The following is a 16483-nucleotide window of genomic DNA, read 5'->3' on the forward strand; positions in this document are numbered from 1 at the left end:
CGCTTTCCCGGCGCGCGGGCCGCTTGTAGCGTCCGGCCATCGCAGCACTGGCAGGAGCGACACATGCTCACGATCTACGGCATCTACAAATCCCGCGCGACGCGCACCTTCTGGCTGATCAATGAGCTGGGACTCGAGGCCCGGCACGTCCCCGTCGTCCAGAAATACAAGCTGGCCGATCCGCTGGCGGCGGATGCGCCGATGAACACCGGCTCGCCCGAGTTCCTGAAGCTGAGCCCCGCCGGGACCATCCCCTGCATGGAGGATGACGGGCTGGTGCTGCACGAATCGCTGGCGATCAACCTGTATCTGGCGCGAAAGGCAGGCGGCCCGCTGGCCCCGGCCGATCTGGCGGAAGAAGCGCAGATGATGAACTGGGCGCTTTATGCCGCGACCAGCATCGAGGGCCCGGCGCTGGACATCAGCTTCACCTATGCCGAGGGCAAGCAGGACGACCCGGTGGGCCATGCGGTGGTTGCGGCGGCGGCCGACAAGCTGCGCCGCCCGTTTGCGGTGCTGGAGGCGCATCTGGCGGGGACCGGCTTCATGGTGGGCGGCCGCTTCACTGTGGCGGACATCAACACCGCCGAATGCGTGCGCTACGCCCAGGCCCATGCCCCGCTGCTGGCCGAGTTCCCGGCGCTGAAGGGCTGGCTGGAGGCCTGCCAGGCGCGGCCGGCGTTCAAGGCGATGTGGGCGGCGCGCGCGGCGGAGTAGGGCCGCAAGTTCGGGCGGGACAAGGCGAGGCACTGCCTCGCCCCCGCCCGTGCGGGACCTGTCATTCAGCGCCGCTGGCCACGCGAAACCGACTGAGGCCAGCGCCCGACCTGGCGGGCGAGAAGCGCCCGCCGGGGGCGGGGCGGGCGCTGGCCGGGCCCTTTGGGGCCCGTCCGGTGAAAGGGCAAAGCGCAGCGCGTGGCGAAGGCGATGGCCTTCGCCAGAGCAAGCGCAGGCGGTTGCCAATGGACATTGGCGCGAGCCGGAAATCTACCCGGCCCCTCCCCGCCATGGATCGCTCCCACCCATCTCCCCCACCCTCCCTTGCCCCGCCCGGAGCCGCATGGTCTAATCGCCCCCAACCAAAACACCCGAGCAGCCCCCAAAACCCCGCTTAACCGCAAACGAGGCCCCATGAACGACCTGCTTTCCGGTCAGCCCGAAACCTATGACGCCTCCTCGATCGAGGTGCTGGAAGGGCTGGAGCCGGTGCGCAAGCGCCCCGGCATGTATATCGGCGGCACGGATGAGCGGGCCCTGCACCATCTGGTCGCCGAGGTGCTCGACAACTCGATGGACGAGGCGGTGGCGGGCCATGCCAGCCGTATCGAGGTGGAGCTGCATGCCGACAACTCGGTGACCGTGCGCGACAATGGCCGCGGCATCCCGGTCGACCCGCACCCCAAATTCCCCGGCAAGTCGGCGCTGGAGGTGATCCTCTGCACCCTCCACGCGGGCGGCAAGTTCTCGGGCAAGGCCTATCAGACCTCGGGCGGCCTGCACGGTGTCGGTGCCTCGGTGGTGAACGCCCTCTCCGATCACATGCGGGTCGAGGTGGCACGCAACCGCGAGCTTTACGTGCAGGAGTTTTCGCGCGGCATCCCGCAGGGCCCGGTGCAGAAGGTCGGCCCCGCCCCGAACCGGCGCGGCACGACCGTGACCTTCCACCCGGATGCCGAGATCTTCGGGTCCTTGCAGATGAAACCGGCGCGGCTGCTGAAGATGGCGCGCTCGAAGGCTTACCTGTTCTCGGGCGTCGAGATCCGCTGGAAAAGCGCCGTCAACGACGGCGAGACCCCGCTTGAGGCGACCTTCCACTTCCCCGGCGGGCTTGGCGACTATCTCGGCGACCAGCTCGCCGGCAGCACCACCTATGCCGAGAAGCCCTTTGCCGGGAAGGTGCAGTTCCAGGACAAGTTCGGCGTGCCGGGCAGCGCGGAATGGGCGATCAACTGGACGCCCGCGCGGGATGGCTTCCTGCAATCCTATTGCAACACCGTGCCCACCCCCGAGGGCGGCACCCATGAATCCGGCTTCTGGTCCGCGATCCTCAAGGGCATCCGCGCCTATGGCGAGCTGGTCAAGAACCGCAAGGCCGCCGACATCACCCGCGAGGATATGCTGGCGGGCGGCTGCGCCCTCATCTCCGTCTTCATCCGCGAGCCGCAATTCGTCGGCCAGACCAAGGACCGGCTGGCGACCGAGGAGGCTGCGAAATGGGTCGAGGCCGCGGTGCGCGACCATTTCGACAACTGGCTGGCCGCGAACACCAAGGCGGCGGGGGCAATCCTCGACTTCCTGGTGCTGCGGGCAGAAGAACGGCTGCGGCGCCGGCAGGAAAAGGAAACGCAGCGCAAATCGGCCACCAAGAAGCTGCGCCTGCCCGGCAAGCTGGTCGATTGCTCGGCCAGCAACCGCGCGGGGACCGAGCTGTTCATCGTCGAGGGCGATAGCGCCGGCGGCAGCGCCAAGATGGCGCGCGACCGCACCAAGCAGGCGCTGCTGCCGCTGCGCGGCAAGATCCTCAACGTGCTCGGCGCCGCCAGCGCCAAGATGGGCGCCAACCAGGAGATCAATGACCTCTGCCAGGCGCTTGGCGTGACCATGGGCACCCGCTTCAACGTCGATGACCTGCGCTATGACAAGATCATCATCATGACCGATGCCGATGTCGACGGCGCCCATATCGCCAGCCTGCTGATGACCTTCTTCTTCACCCAGATGCGGCCGATGATCGACAAGGGGCACCTCTACCTCGCCTGCCCGCCGCTCTACCGCCTGACCCAGGGCGCGCGGCGGATCTATGTCTCGGACGATGCCGAGAAAGAGCGGATGATGGCCAAGGGCCTCGGCGGCAAGGGCAAGATCGACGTGCAGCGTTTCAAAGGCCTTGGCGAGATGGACGCCAAGGACCTGAAGGACACCACGATGAACCCGCTGACCCGCAAGCTGATCCGCGTCAGCATCGACGAGGACGAACCGGGGGATACGAGCGACCTCGTGGAGCGGCTTATGGGCAAGAAGCCGGAGCTGCGGTTCCAGTATATCCAGGAGAATGCGCGGTTTGTGGAAGAGCTGGATGTGTAAGCAGGGTTGACCTGTCGCCGGGCGCTCTTACCTTGGACCCGAGGCCGCCGCGAACCGGCCTCGCGCCCCTGCCCCAAAGCACAGCGAACGCCCCATGCCTGACTCCTCCCAGCCGCTCCGCGCCCCCGCGCGGCGCGTGTTTCATCCGATCACCCGGCCGATGACGCTGACGCCCGAGCAGGTGCAGCGCACCCGGCGCGAGGTTCCGGACCCCGGGCCGGATCCCAGCTTCACCCTGCTGACCGATGACGACTATGCCCGGATGGCGGACGGGATCCTGCAGGGCCACAAGGGCCCGCTCTGGGTCTTCGCCTATGGCTCGCTGATCTGGAACCCGGGCTTTGCCGTGGGCCGGATCCGCCCCGCCGTGGCGCATGGCTGGCATCGCAGCTTCTGCCTTGAGCTGACCAGCTGGCGCGGCTCGCCCGAGATCCCGGGGCTGATGATGGCGCTGGAGCGGGGCGGCTCGACCACCGGCCTGCTGATGGAGATCGCGCCGGGGCAGGAGGCGGAGGGGCTGGACGCTCTGCTGCGCCGCGAGATGCCGGCGCGCGAACATGCCGATATGGCGCGCTGGATCAAGACCCGCTCGGACGGGGACGAGGTCCGGGCGCTGACCTTCTGGGCCGGGCCGAAGGGGCCGATCGTCACCTCCGGCCTGGCGCCCGAGACGGTGGCCTGGCGGCTGGCCCATGCCTGCGGACATGCCGGGTCGGGGGCGGAATACCTCTACAGCACCGTCGCCAAGATGGACGAATACGGCCTGCGGGATAAGAACCTGTGGCACCTGCAGCATCTGGTGGCGGAAGAGGTGGCGCGGTGGGGGGAGGCGGGCTCGGACCCCGTCTCCTAGGCCTTCTTTCTTGCCCGGAATCAAGGCGCTTCAGCGCCGCCGTTCAGCGCCCGTCCGCCCCCTCGGGCGGGCGCTTCTTGACCGTTGCGCCTAGAACGCCGGTGGAGGTGGCCGTACCATAAAGCGCCTAGAACCGCCGTTGCTCGCCCACCCGGCGGACGGGCACTCCCCTCTGCCTGTGCGCTCCAACCAGATCCCTCATCTCGCCACCCGTGACCCACTCGCCAATATCGCCGCAACGATGATGATCCCGCCCCCCAGCACCGCCAGTGTCTGCGGAAACGCAGCAAACAAGGCGATGTCGAGCAGCATCGCCCAGATCAGCGCCGTGTATTCGAACGGCCCCAGCAGGGACACGGGCGCGCGGGCGATGGCTTCGGTCGCGGCGATATGGCCGACGCCTCCCAACAGGCCAGCCCCGATCAGGTAGGCCCATGTCTCCGCCTCCGGCATCGTCCAGCCGAAGGGCAGCGAGGTCAGCGCGATCCCGGCGCAGGTGAGGCCGAAGTAGAAGGCGATGGCCGAGGAGGTCTCGGTCACCGTCATCCGCTTGATGAAGATGCGCAGGACCGACATCGAGAGCGCATATCCCAGCCCGCCCGCGACGCCGAGAAGGAAGCCGCTGTCCGCTCCGGGGGCCGAAAGGTCGGGGCCGAGCAGCACCAGAACGCCCACGAACCCCAGCCCCACGCAAAGCAGGATGCGCGGCGTGATCCGCTCGCGCAGCATCAGGCCCGCCAGTGGCAAGGTGATCAGCGGCACGAGGAAGCTCAGCGCCGTGGCATTGGCCAGCGACAGGTATTTGAACGACACGAAGGAGCAGACCATCGTGACGAAGCCAAGCCCGCTGCGCAGGAGATGCGCCCGGGGCCGGCTGGTGCGCAGACCGCCGGGGAAGTCGTGCCGCAGCGCGAGGAAGACGACGATGGGCAGCAGCGAGACGGCCGAGCGCCAGAAGATCACCTGCCCCAGCTCTACCTGCGCGGCGGCCATCTTCACGCAGGCCGACATCGCCACCATCAGTCCGGCGGCGGCAACGCGCAGCAGGATGCCGGCAAGCTGGGTGGACCGCTCACTTGTGGCAAGGTCGGCCATCAGCGGGGGATTCTGGAAGGTTCGTGCATTTCGGTGCCGTTCGAGGACGGGGTGGAAGCCGCGTCAGACAACCACACGCCCCGCATCCAGCCGCACCACCCGGTCCATCCGCGCCGCGAGCTCGAGGTTGTGCGTGGCGATCAGCGCCGAAAGGCCGGTGGCCCGCACCAGCTCCATCAGCGCGCCGAAGACCCGGTCCGAGGTGCCGGGGTCGAGGTTGCCGGTCGGCTCATCCGCCAGCAGCAGCGAGGGCGCATTGGCCAGCGCGCGGCAGAAGGCCACCCGCTGCTGCTCGCCGCCCGACAGGGCCGCGGGGCGGTGGTCCGCGCGGGGCAGAATGCCGACACGGTCCAGAAGGTCACGCGCCCGCGCCTCGGCCTCGGCGCGGGGAATGCCGTTTGCCAGCTGCGGCAGCACGATATTCTCGGCGGCGGTGAACTCGGGCAGCAGGTGGTGGAACTGGTAGACGAAGCCGACCTTGCGGCGGCGCACCTCGGTGCGGCGGCGGTCGCCGAGGCCGGCCATCGCCTCGCCCTCGATCGCCACGGTGCCGGCATCCGGCGTATCCAGCAGCCCCGCGATATGCAGCAGCGTCGATTTCCCGGCGCCCGAGGGCGCGACCAGCGCCACCACCTCGCCGCGCGCGACCGTCAGGTCCACGCCGCGCAGCACCGCCACTTCCGACGGCTTGCCGCGGTTGTAGACCTTCTCCAGCCCCACCAGATCCAGCACCGTTTCACTCATAGCGCAGGGCCTCCACCGGGTTCATCCGGGCGGCACGGCGCGCGGGAAAGATCGTGACGACGAAGGACAGCGCCAGCGACAGCCCCGCCGCCTTCAGCACATCGGCGAGTTGCAGCTTGGCCGGCAGGTTGTAGATGCCGCGGATCGACGGGTCCCAGACCCCGCCCCCGGCGACATAGTTGACGAAGGAGAAGATCGGGTCGATCCAGAGCGCGAAGAGGCAGCCGAGGATCACCCCCATCGCCGTGCCGATCACGCCGGTGAAGGTGCCGCAGAGGAAAAACACCCGCAGCACCGAGCCTTCGGTCAGCCCCATGGTGCGCAGGATGCCGATGTCGCGGCCCTTGTTCTTGACCAGCATGATCAGCCCCGAGGTGATGTTCATCGCCGCGATCAGCACCAGGATCGACAGGATGATGAACATCACGTTGTCCTCGACATCCAGCGCGCGCAGGAAACTGCCGGAACTGTCGCGCCAGGTCCAGATATAGGCCTGCGGACCCGCAGCCATCAGCAGGGGCACGGTCAGCCGGTCCACCTGTTCGGGGTCCTCGACCATCACCTCGATCTCATCCGCCACGCCCTCGCGGTTGAAATAGCTCTGCGCTTCGGCGAAGGGCATGTAGATGCGGGTGCGGTCGATGTCATAGCGGCCTGCCGTGAAGATATAGACGACGTCATAGGCATTCACCCGGGCAGAGGTGCCGAATGCGGTGCGCGCGCCATTGGGCTGGATCAGGCGGATGCGGTCGCCAAGGGCCACCCCCAGCTCCTGCGCCATGACCGAGCCGATGGCGATGCCCTCATCGAACCGGGCAATGTCGCCCTGCGAGGTTTCAGGATCGGCGACGCGGCGGATGGCGGCCAGGTCTTCGGCGCTGAGGCCATAGACATCGGCAGCAGCGGCCCGATCCCCGGCGCTCGCCATCGCCTGCCCGCGCACCTGCGGCGCGGCGCTGGTCACGCCGGGCACTTCGGCCAGCCGCGCCGTCATCGCCTCGTAGTCGGCAATGGTGCGTATGGTGGCCCCGGTCTCGGTGGTGACGGGCGCGGAGTAGACGGTGACATGGGCATTGGCGCCGAGGATGGTATCGACGAACTCCGCCCGGAAGCCCGCGCGCACCGACAGCGTGGCGATCAGCGCGAAAACGGCGAGGGTGATGCCGATCAGGCTGATCCAGGTCATCACCGACACCCCGCCCTCGGCACGGCGGGCGCGCAGATAGCGCCAGGCGATCATGAATTCGAACGGTGCAAACGGGGCGGTGCGGCTGGCCATGACGGGCTCCCTTGATCGGCCGGCACCGTGGCGGCGCGGGGGGGAAAGGTCAAGGCGGTGGCGCGGGGTGGTGGGGGTGGCTCACCAAAGGATGATGGGGGTGCGGGGCCCGTTTCCGGCGCGATCAGGGGACTTGCCAGTGGCAAGTCACCCGCGACGGTTGCCCGAAGGCGCAAGCCGCAGGGCAAGGGGGGGTGGGGCTTGGTCCGAAGGGTGCCAAATTCTGAGGTGACCGCCCCGGTGGGCACGTATGTGCCCGCCAAGGGGGGGCGGGCACATCAGAATTTCGTCGACGGCCGAAATTCTGGAAGGGAACCGTCGCGCCGCAGTTTTCGATCACGCACTCAGCCGTGCCACCCCTGCAACCGGCTGCGCCAGCCCCTTGCGCCAGGCCCGCACCGCCTCGCCAAAGGCGCAGAACAGTGGGCGCGAGACCGGGTCGTTCGCCGCATTCCACTCCGGATGCCACTGCACCGACAGCGTGAAGCCCGGCGCGCCGTCCACATACAGCGCCTCGGCGGTGCCGTCCGGCGCCACCCCGTCGACCACCACGCTTTTGCCGGGGGTCTTGATCCCCTGCCCGTGCAGCGAGTTGGTCATCACCTCGGGCGCGCCGAACAGCCGCGTGAAGGGGCCGTCGTCGCTGAACCGCACGGTGTGGCGCAGCTCGAACTTCTCCTCCAGCGTGCCATCGGGCGGCATCCGATGGTTCATCCGCCCCGGCAGATCGCGGATCTCGGGGTAGAGCGTGCCGCCAAGCGCCACGTTCACCTCCTGGAACCCGCGGCAGATGCCGAAGAAGGGCTGGCCCCGCTCCACACAGGCGCGGATCAGCGGCAGGGTGATCGCATCGCGCGAACGGTCAAAGGCACCGTGGGCGGGCGTCTCCTCTTCACCATATTCCGAAGGGTGGACATTGGGGCGCCCGCCGGTCAGCAGGAAGCCATCGCAGACCTCCAGCAGTTCGGGCACCGTCATATAGCGGGGATCGGCGGGGATCAGCAGCGGGATGCAATCGGCCACCTGCGCAACCGCCTGGCTGTTCATCACCCCGCCGGCATGGGCGGGGTAACTGTCATTCAGCAATGCCGAATTGCCGATGATCCCGACGACCGGGCGCGTCATGGGGCGTCCTTCCTGCATGTCTGTCGCATGAGGGGAAGATAGGCGCAGAAGTCCCGGCGCGAAAGGGCCCCTTGCGCACAGTGCGCCGCGCATCAGGGCAGATGCCCGGGAAACGGGCAGATCGGGCGCCCCCGGACCTGCCCGCAGCGCAGCCGCTATGCCTCGGCCACAAACCCCGCCGCGCGGATACCGGCCGAGGCCGCGGCGGCGTCATTGTCCGAGGTATCGCCGGTCACACCCACCGCGCCGATCACCGCACCGCCCGGCCCGCGCACCAGCACGCCGCCCGGCACGGGCAGCACCTTGCCGTCGAAAACTCCATTCACCGCCGCCATGAAATAGGCCTGAGCCTCGGCCCGCGCCATCTGCGCGGATCCGCCCATGCCCAGCATTACCGCGCCATACGCCTTGGCCCGGGCGATCTCGAACCGTCCGGGGCTGGCCCCATCGGGCCGGTCGAAGGACAGCACATGGCCGCCAGCATCCAGCACCACGACGGACAGCGGCTTCCAGCCCTGCCCACGCCCGGTTTCCATCGCCACCTCGATGATCTGCCGCGCGGCAGCCAGTGTGAGGCTCATCTTGCAGCTCCCTTGACCTTCGCGCGCCGGGCATGGAGCACCGGCTCGGTATAGCCCGAAGGCTGCACATTCCCCAGAAACACCAGATCGCAGGCCGCCTGGAAGGCATAGCCGGTGAAATCGGGCGCCATCGGCACATAGGCCGCGTCCCCGGCATTCTGCCGGTCCACCACCGCCGCCATCTTGCGCAGCGCGTCCATCACCTGCGATTCCGACACCACGCCATGCGCCAGCCAGTTCGCCAGCGCCTGCGCCGAGATGCGGCAGGTCGCGCGGTCCTCCATCAGCCCCACGTCATGGATGTCGGGCACCTTGGAGCAGCCGATGCCCTGATCGACCCAGCGGACGACATAGCCAAGGATGCCCTGGCAGTTGTTCTCGACCTCGTCGCGGATTTCCGCGTCCGAGTAGTTGCGCCCCGTCGCCAGCGGCAGCGTCAGCAGATCGCCAAGCCGCGCGGGCCGGTTCATCGCCGCAATCTCGGCCTGCCGGGCGAAGACATCGACCTTGTGGTAATGCACCGCATGCAGGGTTGCCGCCGTCGGGCTGGGAACCCAGGCGCAGTTCGCCCCGGCCATCGGGTGCGCGATCTTCTGGTCCAGCATCGCCGCCATCAGGTCGGGCGCCGCCCACATGCCCTTGCCGATCTGCGCCTTCCCCTGCAGCCCGCAGGCCAGCCCGATATCCACGTTCCGGTCCTCATAGGCCGAAATCCACGGCTGCGCCTTCATCTCGCCCTTGCGCAGCATCGGCCCCGCTTCCATCGCGGTGTGGATCTCATCCCCGGTCCGGTCGAGGAAGCCGGTGTTGATGAAGGCCACCCGGTGCATCGCCGCGCGGATACATTCCTTGAGGTTGACGCTGGTGCGCCGCTCCTCATCCATGATCCCCAGCTTGACGGTGTTGGCGGGCAGGCCGAGCACCTGTTCCACGCGGGTGAATATCTCATCGGCAAAGGCCACTTCCTCGGGCCCATGCATCTTGGGTTTCACCACATAGACCGAACCGCGAGCCGAGTTGCGCGGGCCCCCGGTCTTCTGCAGATCGTGCATCGCGATCAGCGTGGTGACCATCGCATCCATCAGCCCCTCGCCAGCCTCATTGCCCTCGCGGTCATGGATGGCGGGCGTGGTCATCAGGTGGCCGACATTGCGCACCAGCATCAGCGCGCGGCATTTTAGGGTGAGGGTCGAGCCGTCCGGGGCGATGTAGTCGAAATCCGGGTTCAGGCGGCGCGTCAGCGTCTCGCCGCCCTTCGTGAAGGTCTCGGCCAGATCGCCGCGCATCAGGCCCAGCCAGTTGGAATAGGCCAGCACCTTGTCCTCTGCATCGACGCAGGCCACCGAATCCTCGCAATCCATGATCGAGGAGAGGGCGGATTCGAGCCAGACATCGGAGATACCGGCCGGGTCGGTGGCGCCGATCTGGCTGGCGGGGTCGATCAGGATCTCGATATGCAGGCCATTGTGCTTGAGCAGGATCTGCTCGGGGGCGCTCGCCTCGCCAGCATGGCCAGCGAATTGCGACAGGTCGGTGAGAGTGATCTCGCCCGCCTCGGTCCGCACCCGCAGCGCGCCCTCCGCAACCGTCAGCGCCTGCGCCGCGGTCCAGGAGGCGCCGTCCAGCGGCACCGCCTGATCGAGGAAGTCCTTTGCCCAGCCGATCACCCGCGCGCCCCGAGCCTCGTCATAGCCCTTGCCTTCAGGCGCATCGCCAAGCGCGTCGGTGCCGTAGAGCGCATCGTAGAGCGAGCCCCAGCGGGCATTCGCCGCGTTCAGCGCGTAGCGGGCATTGGTGATCGGCACCACCAGCTGCGGGCCGGCCAGCGTGGCGATCTCGGGATCGGTGTTTTCGGTGGCAAGCGTGAAATCGGGCCCCTCGGGCAGCAGATACCCGATCTCGCGCAGGAAGGCGGTGTAGGCCTCGGCGTCATGCACCTGCCCGCGCCGGGCGGTATGCCAGGCGTCAATCTGCTTTTGCAGCTCCTCGCGCCGCGCCAGCAAGGTGCGGTTCTTGGGGCCAAGGTCGTGGATCAGCGCCGAGAGCCCGGCCCAGAAAGCGCCCGGCTCCACCCCGGTGCCCGGCAACGCCGAGGTTTCGATGAAATCGGCCAGCACCGTATCGACCTGCAGGCCGTGGCGGTCCACGCGTTCGCTCATGCGTCTCTCCCTCGCAATTGCCCGCGCACGGGCCGACCCAGCAATAGGCGAGCGGCCGCAGCGGCGCAAGAAAGCGGGCGGCAGTTTCGCCCGGTCGGCCTGTTCTGGCCCGCGGGTGATGATTTGGTGGGCGGGTGTTTGGGGTGTGCGACGGCCCGATGGCCCGCTCCCTATCCTTGGCGAAGGCCATCGCCTTCGCCACGCCGCGCCTTCTCCACCAGCACCGGACGGGCCCCCAAAGGGCCCGGCCAGCGCCCGCCCCGCCCCCGGCGGGCGCTTCTCGCCCGCCAGGTCGGGCGCTGTCCTCATTCGGTTTTGTGTGGCCGATGCCGCTGGTGGACAGGTCGCGCACGGGCGGGGCGAGGCAGTGCCTCGCCTGTTCCCGCCCGAAGAAACCGCAGCAATGCCAGCCAAGGCATCTGGGCCATCACCCCAAGCCCCCACTCAAGGTTGAACCCCACCGCCCCGCACCCTAGGCTCCCCCGATCCCCGGCTTCCCCCAGAAGGACGCATCCCGTGACCGATACCGCCCCCCAGCCCACCCTCCTCGCCGACTACGCCCCCTTCCCCTTCACCGTCGAGCAGGTGGCGCTGACCTTCCGCCTGCATCCCACCCGCACCCGCGTCCTCTCGCGCCTGAGCCTTGTGCCCACTGTCCCCGGCCAGCCCCTGTACCTGCACGGCGAGAACCTGACCCTCATCTCTCTCACCCTCGATGGCGCGCCACTGACGGACGTCGCCCGCGACGCCGAGGGCATCACCATCCCCGCCGCCCTCCTCCCCGCCACACCCTTCACGCTGGAGGCCGAGGTCGAGATCGCCCCCGAAGGCAACACCGCGCTCGAAGGCCTCTACATGTCCGGCGGCATCTACTGCACGCAATGCGAGGCCGAGGGCTTCCGCAAGATCACCTTCTACCCCGACCGCCCCGACGTGATGGCCCCGTTCCGCGTGCGCATCGAATCGGACATGCCGGTGCTGCTGTCCAACGGCAATCCCGCCGCCTCCGGCCCCGGCTGGGCGGAATGGGTCGATCCCTGGCCCAAGCCCGCCTACCTCTTCGCCCTCGTCGCCGGCGATCTGGTCGCGCATTTCGCCAGCTTCACCACCCGCTCGGGCCGCGCCACCCCTCTCAACATCTGGGTCCGCCCCGGCGACGAGGATCGCTGCGCCTTCGCCATGGATGCCCTGCAACGCTCGATGGAATGGGACGAGCAGGTCTATGGCCGCGAATATGACCTCGACGTCTTCAACATCGTCGCCGTCGACGACTTCAACATGGGCGCGATGGAGAACAAGGGGCTGAACATCTTCAACTCCAAGCTGGTGCTGGCCACCTCCGACACCGCGACCGACACCGATTACGAGCGCATCGAACGGGTCATCGCCCATGAGTATTTCCACAACTGGACCGGCAACCGCATCACCTGCCGCGACTGGTTCCAGCTCTGCCTCAAGGAAGGGCTGACCGTCTTCCGCGACCAGCAGTTCATGTCCGACATGCGATCCGCCCCGGTGAAGCGGATCGAGGATGTGCTGACGCTCCGCGCCCGCCAGTTCCGCGAGGATATGGGGCCGCTGGCGCACCCCGTGCGCCCCGATGCTTATGTCGAGATCAACAATTTCTACACCGCCACCATCTACGAAAAGGGCGCCGAGGTGATCGGCATGCTCAAGCGGCTGGTGGGGGAGGAGGGCTACAAGGCCGCGCTCGACCTCTATTTCGACCGGCATGACGGGGACGCCGCCACCATCGAGGACTGGCTGAAGGTGTTCGAGGATGCGACGGGCCGCGACCTGACGCAGTTCAAGCGCTGGTATACCGATGCCGGCACCCCGCGGCTGGCGGTGCAGGACGACTGGCGCGACGGCACCTACACGCTGACCTTCCGGCAGGAAACGCCCCCTACCCCCGGCCAGCCGGACAAGCCGCCGCGGGTGATCCCGATCGCGCTTGGCCTCCTCAACCCCAATGGCGATGAGGTGCTGCCGACCACCGTGCTGGAGATGACGGAAGCCGAACAGAGCTTCCGCTTCGAGGGCCTCTCCGCCCGCCCCGTCCCCTCGATCCTGCGCGGCTTCTCGGCCCCCGTGGTGCTGGACCGCACCGCCCCGCCCGGCGAGCGCGCCTTCCTGCTGGCGCATGACACCGACCCGGTGAACCGCTGGGAGGCGGGCCGGGCGCTCGCCAAGGACGTGCTGGCGCGGATGGTGGCGGAGGGCGCAGAGCCTGCCGCCGACCTGCTAGCGGGGCTGGAGGCGGTGGTGCGCGATGAAACGCTCGACCCGGCCTTCCGGGCGCTCTGCCTGCGGATGCCGGCCGAGGATGACATGGCGCAGACGCTGCACGCCGCTGGTGTAGTGCCCGACCCCGAGGCGATCCACGCCGCCCGCAAGCGCCTGCAGCTGGCGCTGGCGCAGCGCCTCGCCCCGGTGCTGCCCGGCATGATCCAAGGCCTCGCCAGCCCCGGCCCGTTCAACCCCGGCGCCGAGGCTGCCGGGCGCCGCGCGCTGCGCCTCGCCTGCCTCGGCCTGCTGACGCGGCTGGACGGTGGCGACGCCGCCACCCGCGCCCATGCCGAAGCGGACAACATGACCGACAGCCTCGGCGCGCTGGCCTGCCTGCTCGACGCGGGCCGCGGCGAGGCGGAACTGGCCGCCTTCCACCAGCGCTGGCAGGGCAACCGGCTGGTCATCGACAAATGGTTCATGGTGCAGGTGCTGCATGCCGCGCCAGAGCGTCTGGCCGAAGTCGCCGGCGCCCTGACCCGGCACCCAGATTTCGACTGGAAGAACCCCAACCGCTTCCGCTCCGTCATGGGCGCGCTGGCGGAAAACCATGCCGGTTTCCACCACCCCTCGGGCGCCGCCTACCGGCTGCTGGCCGACTGGCTGATCAAGCTCGACGCGGTGAACCCGCAGACCACGGCGCGGATGAGCACCGCCTTCGAGACCTGGACCCGCTACGATGCGGACCGCCGGGCACAGGCGCGCGAGGCACTGCAAAGCATCGCCGCGCGCCCGGGACTCAGCCGCGATACCGCGGAGATGGTGGGGCGAATCCTCAAGGCCGGAGACGCCTGACCAGACGGAAACGCAGCGATGTCCGCGGCGGCCGGGGCGGCCGGGCCGCCGCAGAATTACCCGGATCGGCAAGGATCGGAGCAGTATTGTCCATGATATGGAAACAGTGAGATCTTCTGTCATGCGCTGTTTCCGCACGTGCCAATCTCCAAAGCCCCCCGCCACAATCGCGCCACAATTCGGCGGCCTCTTTCCGCCATGCGCAGCCACCATCCCGACCTCGCCATGACCCGCCCCGACCCTGCGCTGCGGCCAAGGCCCGGGCAGTATCTGGCGCTGTGGGCGGGGTTGCTGGCGGCGCTGGCGCTGTGGCGCGGCGGGCTCTGGCCGCTGCTGCCCTTCGCGCTTGCGCTTGTCGCGTTGGCACTGCATAGGCTCGCCGGCCAGCTGCATCTGCCCGCCGCCGCGCAAGACACGGCCCACGGCAGGCTTCCGCCGATCCCGCGGCCGGGAACGCGGCCCACTGGCGCAGGGAACTAAGCTGTCATATTCCTGTTGTCAGCCTGTGTTCGGAGTGTGCCATGCAGGACAAGATCGACCCCTTAATCGCGGAACGCGCGCCGTGGCTCTTCACCGGGCGTCCGCATCATACCGTCGCGCGGCATCTGCTGACGCGCCTCCTTGGCTATCCCAAGACCGTCGCCATCGGCACGGCGGTGGAGCATGAGCCGACGGAACGCATCATGGCGACCATGGCTCAGATCATCGCGCAGGACGTGCAGGTCACCGGGCTCGACAATATCCCGCGCAACGGCCCGGCGATGGTGGTGGCCAACCACCCGACCGGCATAGCCGATGGCATCATCCTGTGGTCGGTGCTGCAATCGATCCGCCCCGACCTCTTCATCTATGCCAATTCCGATATCCTGCGGATCTTGCCGCAGATGAGCAGCCTGATCCTGCCGGTCGAATGGCGCATGGACAAGCGTACCCTCGCCAAGACCCGCGAAACGATGACGCTGACCCGCGCCGCGCTCGATCAGGGCCGCCTCGGGGTGATCTTCCCCTCGGGCCGTCTGGCCAAGCGCCGCGGCCTCCGGCTCTATGAGCGCGACTGGATGCCCTCTGCCGCGATGATCGCACGCAAGTTCGACATCCCGGTGATCCCGCTGAACATCCGCGCCCGCAACTCGGCGCTGTTCTACCTCTTCGACCTGATCCACCCCACCCTGCGCGACATCACCCTGTTCCATGAAACGCTGAACAAGGGCCGCCAGCCCTATCGCGTGACCGTGGGCCGCCCGATCCCGCCGGAGCGTCTGCCGGAAACCTCGGCCGAGGGCATCGCGATGCTGAAGGCAGAGACCTTGGCTTTGGGCCAGCCCGATGGCCGCGGCATCTCGATGATCGACGCCACGCGCAAGCTGCTGCCCAAGCGCCGCCCGGCCGTGATTCGCGGCTGACCCACGCGGCGGGGTCATCCCCCGGCGCGCGCGCCTTCCAGCTTTGCCTCAAATATCCTGCGGGGGTGCGGGGGCGCAAAAAGCCCCCGCCGCTGGCCCCCAAAGCCCCGGAACGCAAAAGGGCAGGCCGAAGCCTGCCCGTCTACCTCAAGTCCCGAAAGCCTCAGGTACGCGAGCTCGGCACCCGGCAATAGGGCTGCGCCTTGGTCCAGCTCGCCATCTCGGCAACCTTGCCCGAAGACCGCATCGGCGCCCAGTCGCGCGCCAGCCCCGCCCAGCCGCCCCGCCCGTTCGACAGGATCGCCCGGTCCTTGCCGACCTGCCGCGCCGCGATCTTCACCGCGCAGGCGAGGTTGGCCGAGCCATCCTTCAGCGCCGAAGCCGAAGTCGCCTCGCAGTTATAGGCCCGCGCCGTGCCCGGCGCGATCTGCATCAGCCCCAGCCATTGCCCGCCGCCGCCACTCGCCTTGGGGTTCCAGGTGCTTTCATGCTTGGCCAGCGCCGACAGCATCCCGACCCAGAACGCCTCACGCTCTTCCAGCGAGGCCGTCGCATAGCCGGGGCAGAAGGTGGCGATATCGGTGGGAACGGTGGTGGCCAGCACGGCCCCGTCGGTTTCCAGCGCGGTCAGCGTCGCCTCGGTCCAGCTCAGCGCCTCGGGACGGTGGTCCCAGCGGGTGACCGGCGCAGTGGCCGGGGCCTCGACCGGCTGCACGCAGGCAGCGAGGAAGACAAACGCACAGAGTGCAAACGAACGGGGAAGGCGGAAAGGTGTCATCGGACCCGGACTGTGGCACCGGACCCATGCATCCGGCAGCGGCCCTTTTGCCCGCAAAGGCCCCGAGCTGACAATTCGCGGAAAACCGCCTAGGCGAATCCTCGCTTCCTCGGCGGAAACCCGCGCAAAGCCGACAGAATCCGCAAGATTGCGTTAACGGTTTCGGAACCTGTTGTCCGGGAGGACTGCCCCCCTTCTTCCCTTGCCCGGAACAAGGCGCTTCAGCGCCGCCGGGCAGCGCCCAAACACCCCCTTCCCCTCCACCCTTGCCCGGCCCGCCCCCGCGCCGTATGAAGGC

The 16483-nt window shown here is 68.4% G+C and carries 13 protein-coding genes; 6 read left to right on the plus strand and 7 right to left on the minus strand.

Annotated features, from left to right (window positions below; genetic code table 11):
* Positions 1-63 precede the first annotated feature (63 nt).
* The 3 genes from Q8S30_RS12145 (at position 64) to Q8S30_RS12155 (ending at position 3937) form a co-directional block, all read left to right on the plus strand.
* Positions 64-717: a glutathione S-transferase family protein gene (locus tag Q8S30_RS12145; RefSeq protein WP_305666279.1), complete on the plus strand. Its 654-nt coding sequence runs from the start codon at positions 64-66 to the stop codon at positions 715-717.
* Positions 718-1131: 414 nt separating this feature from the next.
* On the plus strand, positions 1132-3084 hold the full coding sequence (gene parE, locus Q8S30_RS12150; protein ID WP_305666280.1) for a DNA topoisomerase IV subunit B: 1953 nt from the start codon (positions 1132-1134) through the stop codon (positions 3082-3084).
* Positions 3085-3178: 94 nt separating this feature from the next.
* Positions 3179-3937: a gamma-glutamylcyclotransferase gene (locus Q8S30_RS12155; protein WP_305666281.1), complete on the plus strand. Its 759-nt coding sequence runs from the start codon at positions 3179-3181 to the stop codon at positions 3935-3937.
* A 198-nt stretch (positions 3938-4135) separates the two neighbouring features.
* Here the strand turns inward: Q8S30_RS12155 and Q8S30_RS12160 are convergent, their stop codons facing one another.
* The 6 genes from Q8S30_RS12160 to Q8S30_RS12185 all read right to left on the minus strand — a co-directional run bounded on the left by Q8S30_RS12160 (position 4136) and on the right by Q8S30_RS12185 (position 10920).
* Positions 4136-5032, minus strand: a complete 897-nt coding sequence (locus Q8S30_RS12160) for a DMT family transporter (RefSeq protein ID WP_305666282.1) — start codon at positions 5030-5032, stop codon at positions 4136-4138.
* A gap of 63 nt (positions 5033-5095) precedes the next feature.
* A complete protein-coding gene (locus Q8S30_RS12165; RefSeq protein ID WP_305666283.1) occupies positions 5096-5776 on the minus strand; it encodes an ABC transporter ATP-binding protein in 681 nt (226 codons plus the stop codon).
* On the minus strand, positions 5769-7055 hold the full coding sequence (locus Q8S30_RS12170) for a lipoprotein-releasing ABC transporter permease subunit (protein ID WP_305666284.1): 1287 nt from the start codon (positions 7053-7055) through the stop codon (positions 5769-5771). The genes Q8S30_RS12165 and Q8S30_RS12170 overlap by 8 nt, the downstream gene beginning before the upstream one ends.
* A gap of 336 nt (positions 7056-7391) precedes the next feature.
* Complete coding sequence (locus tag Q8S30_RS12175) at positions 7392-8180, minus strand: gamma-glutamyl-gamma-aminobutyrate hydrolase family protein (protein WP_305666285.1); 789 nt, start codon at positions 8178-8180, stop codon at positions 7392-7394.
* 155 nt (positions 8181-8335) lie between these two features.
* On the minus strand, positions 8336-8761 hold the full coding sequence (locus Q8S30_RS12180; protein WP_305666286.1) for a heme-binding protein: 426 nt from the start codon (positions 8759-8761) through the stop codon (positions 8336-8338).
* On the minus strand, positions 8758-10920 hold the full coding sequence (locus Q8S30_RS12185) for a malate synthase G (protein ID WP_305666287.1): 2163 nt from the start codon (positions 10918-10920) through the stop codon (positions 8758-8760). The genes Q8S30_RS12180 and Q8S30_RS12185 overlap by 4 nt, the downstream gene beginning before the upstream one ends.
* Before the next feature lie 516 nt (positions 10921-11436).
* On the opposite strand from Q8S30_RS12185, the gene pepN reads away from it, so the two are divergent.
* The 3 genes from pepN to Q8S30_RS12200 all read left to right on the plus strand — a co-directional run bounded on the left by pepN (position 11437) and on the right by Q8S30_RS12200 (position 15407).
* Positions 11437-14004, plus strand: a complete 2568-nt coding sequence (gene pepN, locus Q8S30_RS12190; RefSeq protein WP_305666288.1) for an aminopeptidase N — start codon at positions 11437-11439, stop codon at positions 14002-14004.
* Between the two features lie 225 nt (positions 14005-14229).
* Positions 14230-14484 carry a hypothetical protein gene (locus Q8S30_RS12195; protein ID WP_305666289.1) on the plus strand — a complete coding sequence of 85 codons (255 nt, stop codon included), beginning with the start codon at positions 14230-14232 and terminating at the stop codon, positions 14482-14484.
* Between the two features lie 41 nt (positions 14485-14525).
* On the plus strand, positions 14526-15407 hold the full coding sequence (locus Q8S30_RS12200) for a lysophospholipid acyltransferase family protein (protein WP_305666290.1): 882 nt from the start codon (positions 14526-14528) through the stop codon (positions 15405-15407).
* 163 nt (positions 15408-15570) lie between these two features.
* On the opposite strand, the gene Q8S30_RS12205 is transcribed toward Q8S30_RS12200, so the two are convergent.
* Entirely contained in the window at positions 15571-16122 is a 552-nt protein-coding gene (locus Q8S30_RS12205; protein ID WP_305666291.1) for a transglycosylase SLT domain-containing protein, read from the minus strand.
* Positions 16123-16483 lie beyond the last annotated feature (361 nt).

It is taken from the genome of Frigidibacter sp. (assembly GCF_030695035.1).
Classification (GTDB): Bacteria; Pseudomonadota; Alphaproteobacteria; order Rhodobacterales; family Rhodobacteraceae; genus Frigidibacter.

What these genes read in the sequence shown, in the direction of transcription:
- Q8S30_RS12145 (WP_305666279.1), top strand. Translation starts at nt 64, where the DNA reads ATGCTCACGATCTACGGCATCTACAAATCCCGCGCGACGCGCACCTTC.
- parE (WP_305666280.1), top strand. Translation starts at nt 1,132, where the DNA reads ATGAACGACCTGCTTTCCGGTCAGCCCGAAACCTATGACGCCTCCTCG.
- Q8S30_RS12155 (WP_305666281.1), top strand. Translation starts at nt 3,179, where the DNA reads ATGCCTGACTCCTCCCAGCCGCTCCGCGCCCCCGCGCGGCGCGTGTTT.
- Q8S30_RS12160 (WP_305666282.1), bottom strand. Translation starts at nt 5,032, where the DNA reads ATGGCCGACCTTGCCACAAGTGAGCGGTCCACCCAGCTTGCCGGCATC.
- Q8S30_RS12165 (WP_305666283.1), bottom strand. Translation starts at nt 5,776, where the DNA reads ATGAGTGAAACGGTGCTGGATCTGGTGGGGCTGGAGAAGGTCTACAAC.
- Q8S30_RS12170 (WP_305666284.1), bottom strand. Translation starts at nt 7,055, where the DNA reads ATGGCCAGCCGCACCGCCCCGTTTGCACCGTTCGAATTCATGATCGCC.
- Q8S30_RS12175 (WP_305666285.1), bottom strand. Translation starts at nt 8,180, where the DNA reads ATGACGCGCCCGGTCGTCGGGATCATCGGCAATTCGGCATTGCTGAAT.
- Q8S30_RS12180 (WP_305666286.1), bottom strand. Translation starts at nt 8,761, where the DNA reads ATGAGCCTCACACTGGCTGCCGCGCGGCAGATCATCGAGGTGGCGATG.
- Q8S30_RS12185 (WP_305666287.1), bottom strand. Translation starts at nt 10,920, where the DNA reads ATGAGCGAACGCGTGGACCGCCACGGCCTGCAGGTCGATACGGTGCTG.
- Q8S30_RS12195 (WP_305666289.1), top strand. Translation starts at nt 14,230, where the DNA reads ATGACCCGCCCCGACCCTGCGCTGCGGCCAAGGCCCGGGCAGTATCTG.
- Q8S30_RS12200 (WP_305666290.1), top strand. Translation starts at nt 14,526, where the DNA reads ATGCAGGACAAGATCGACCCCTTAATCGCGGAACGCGCGCCGTGGCTC.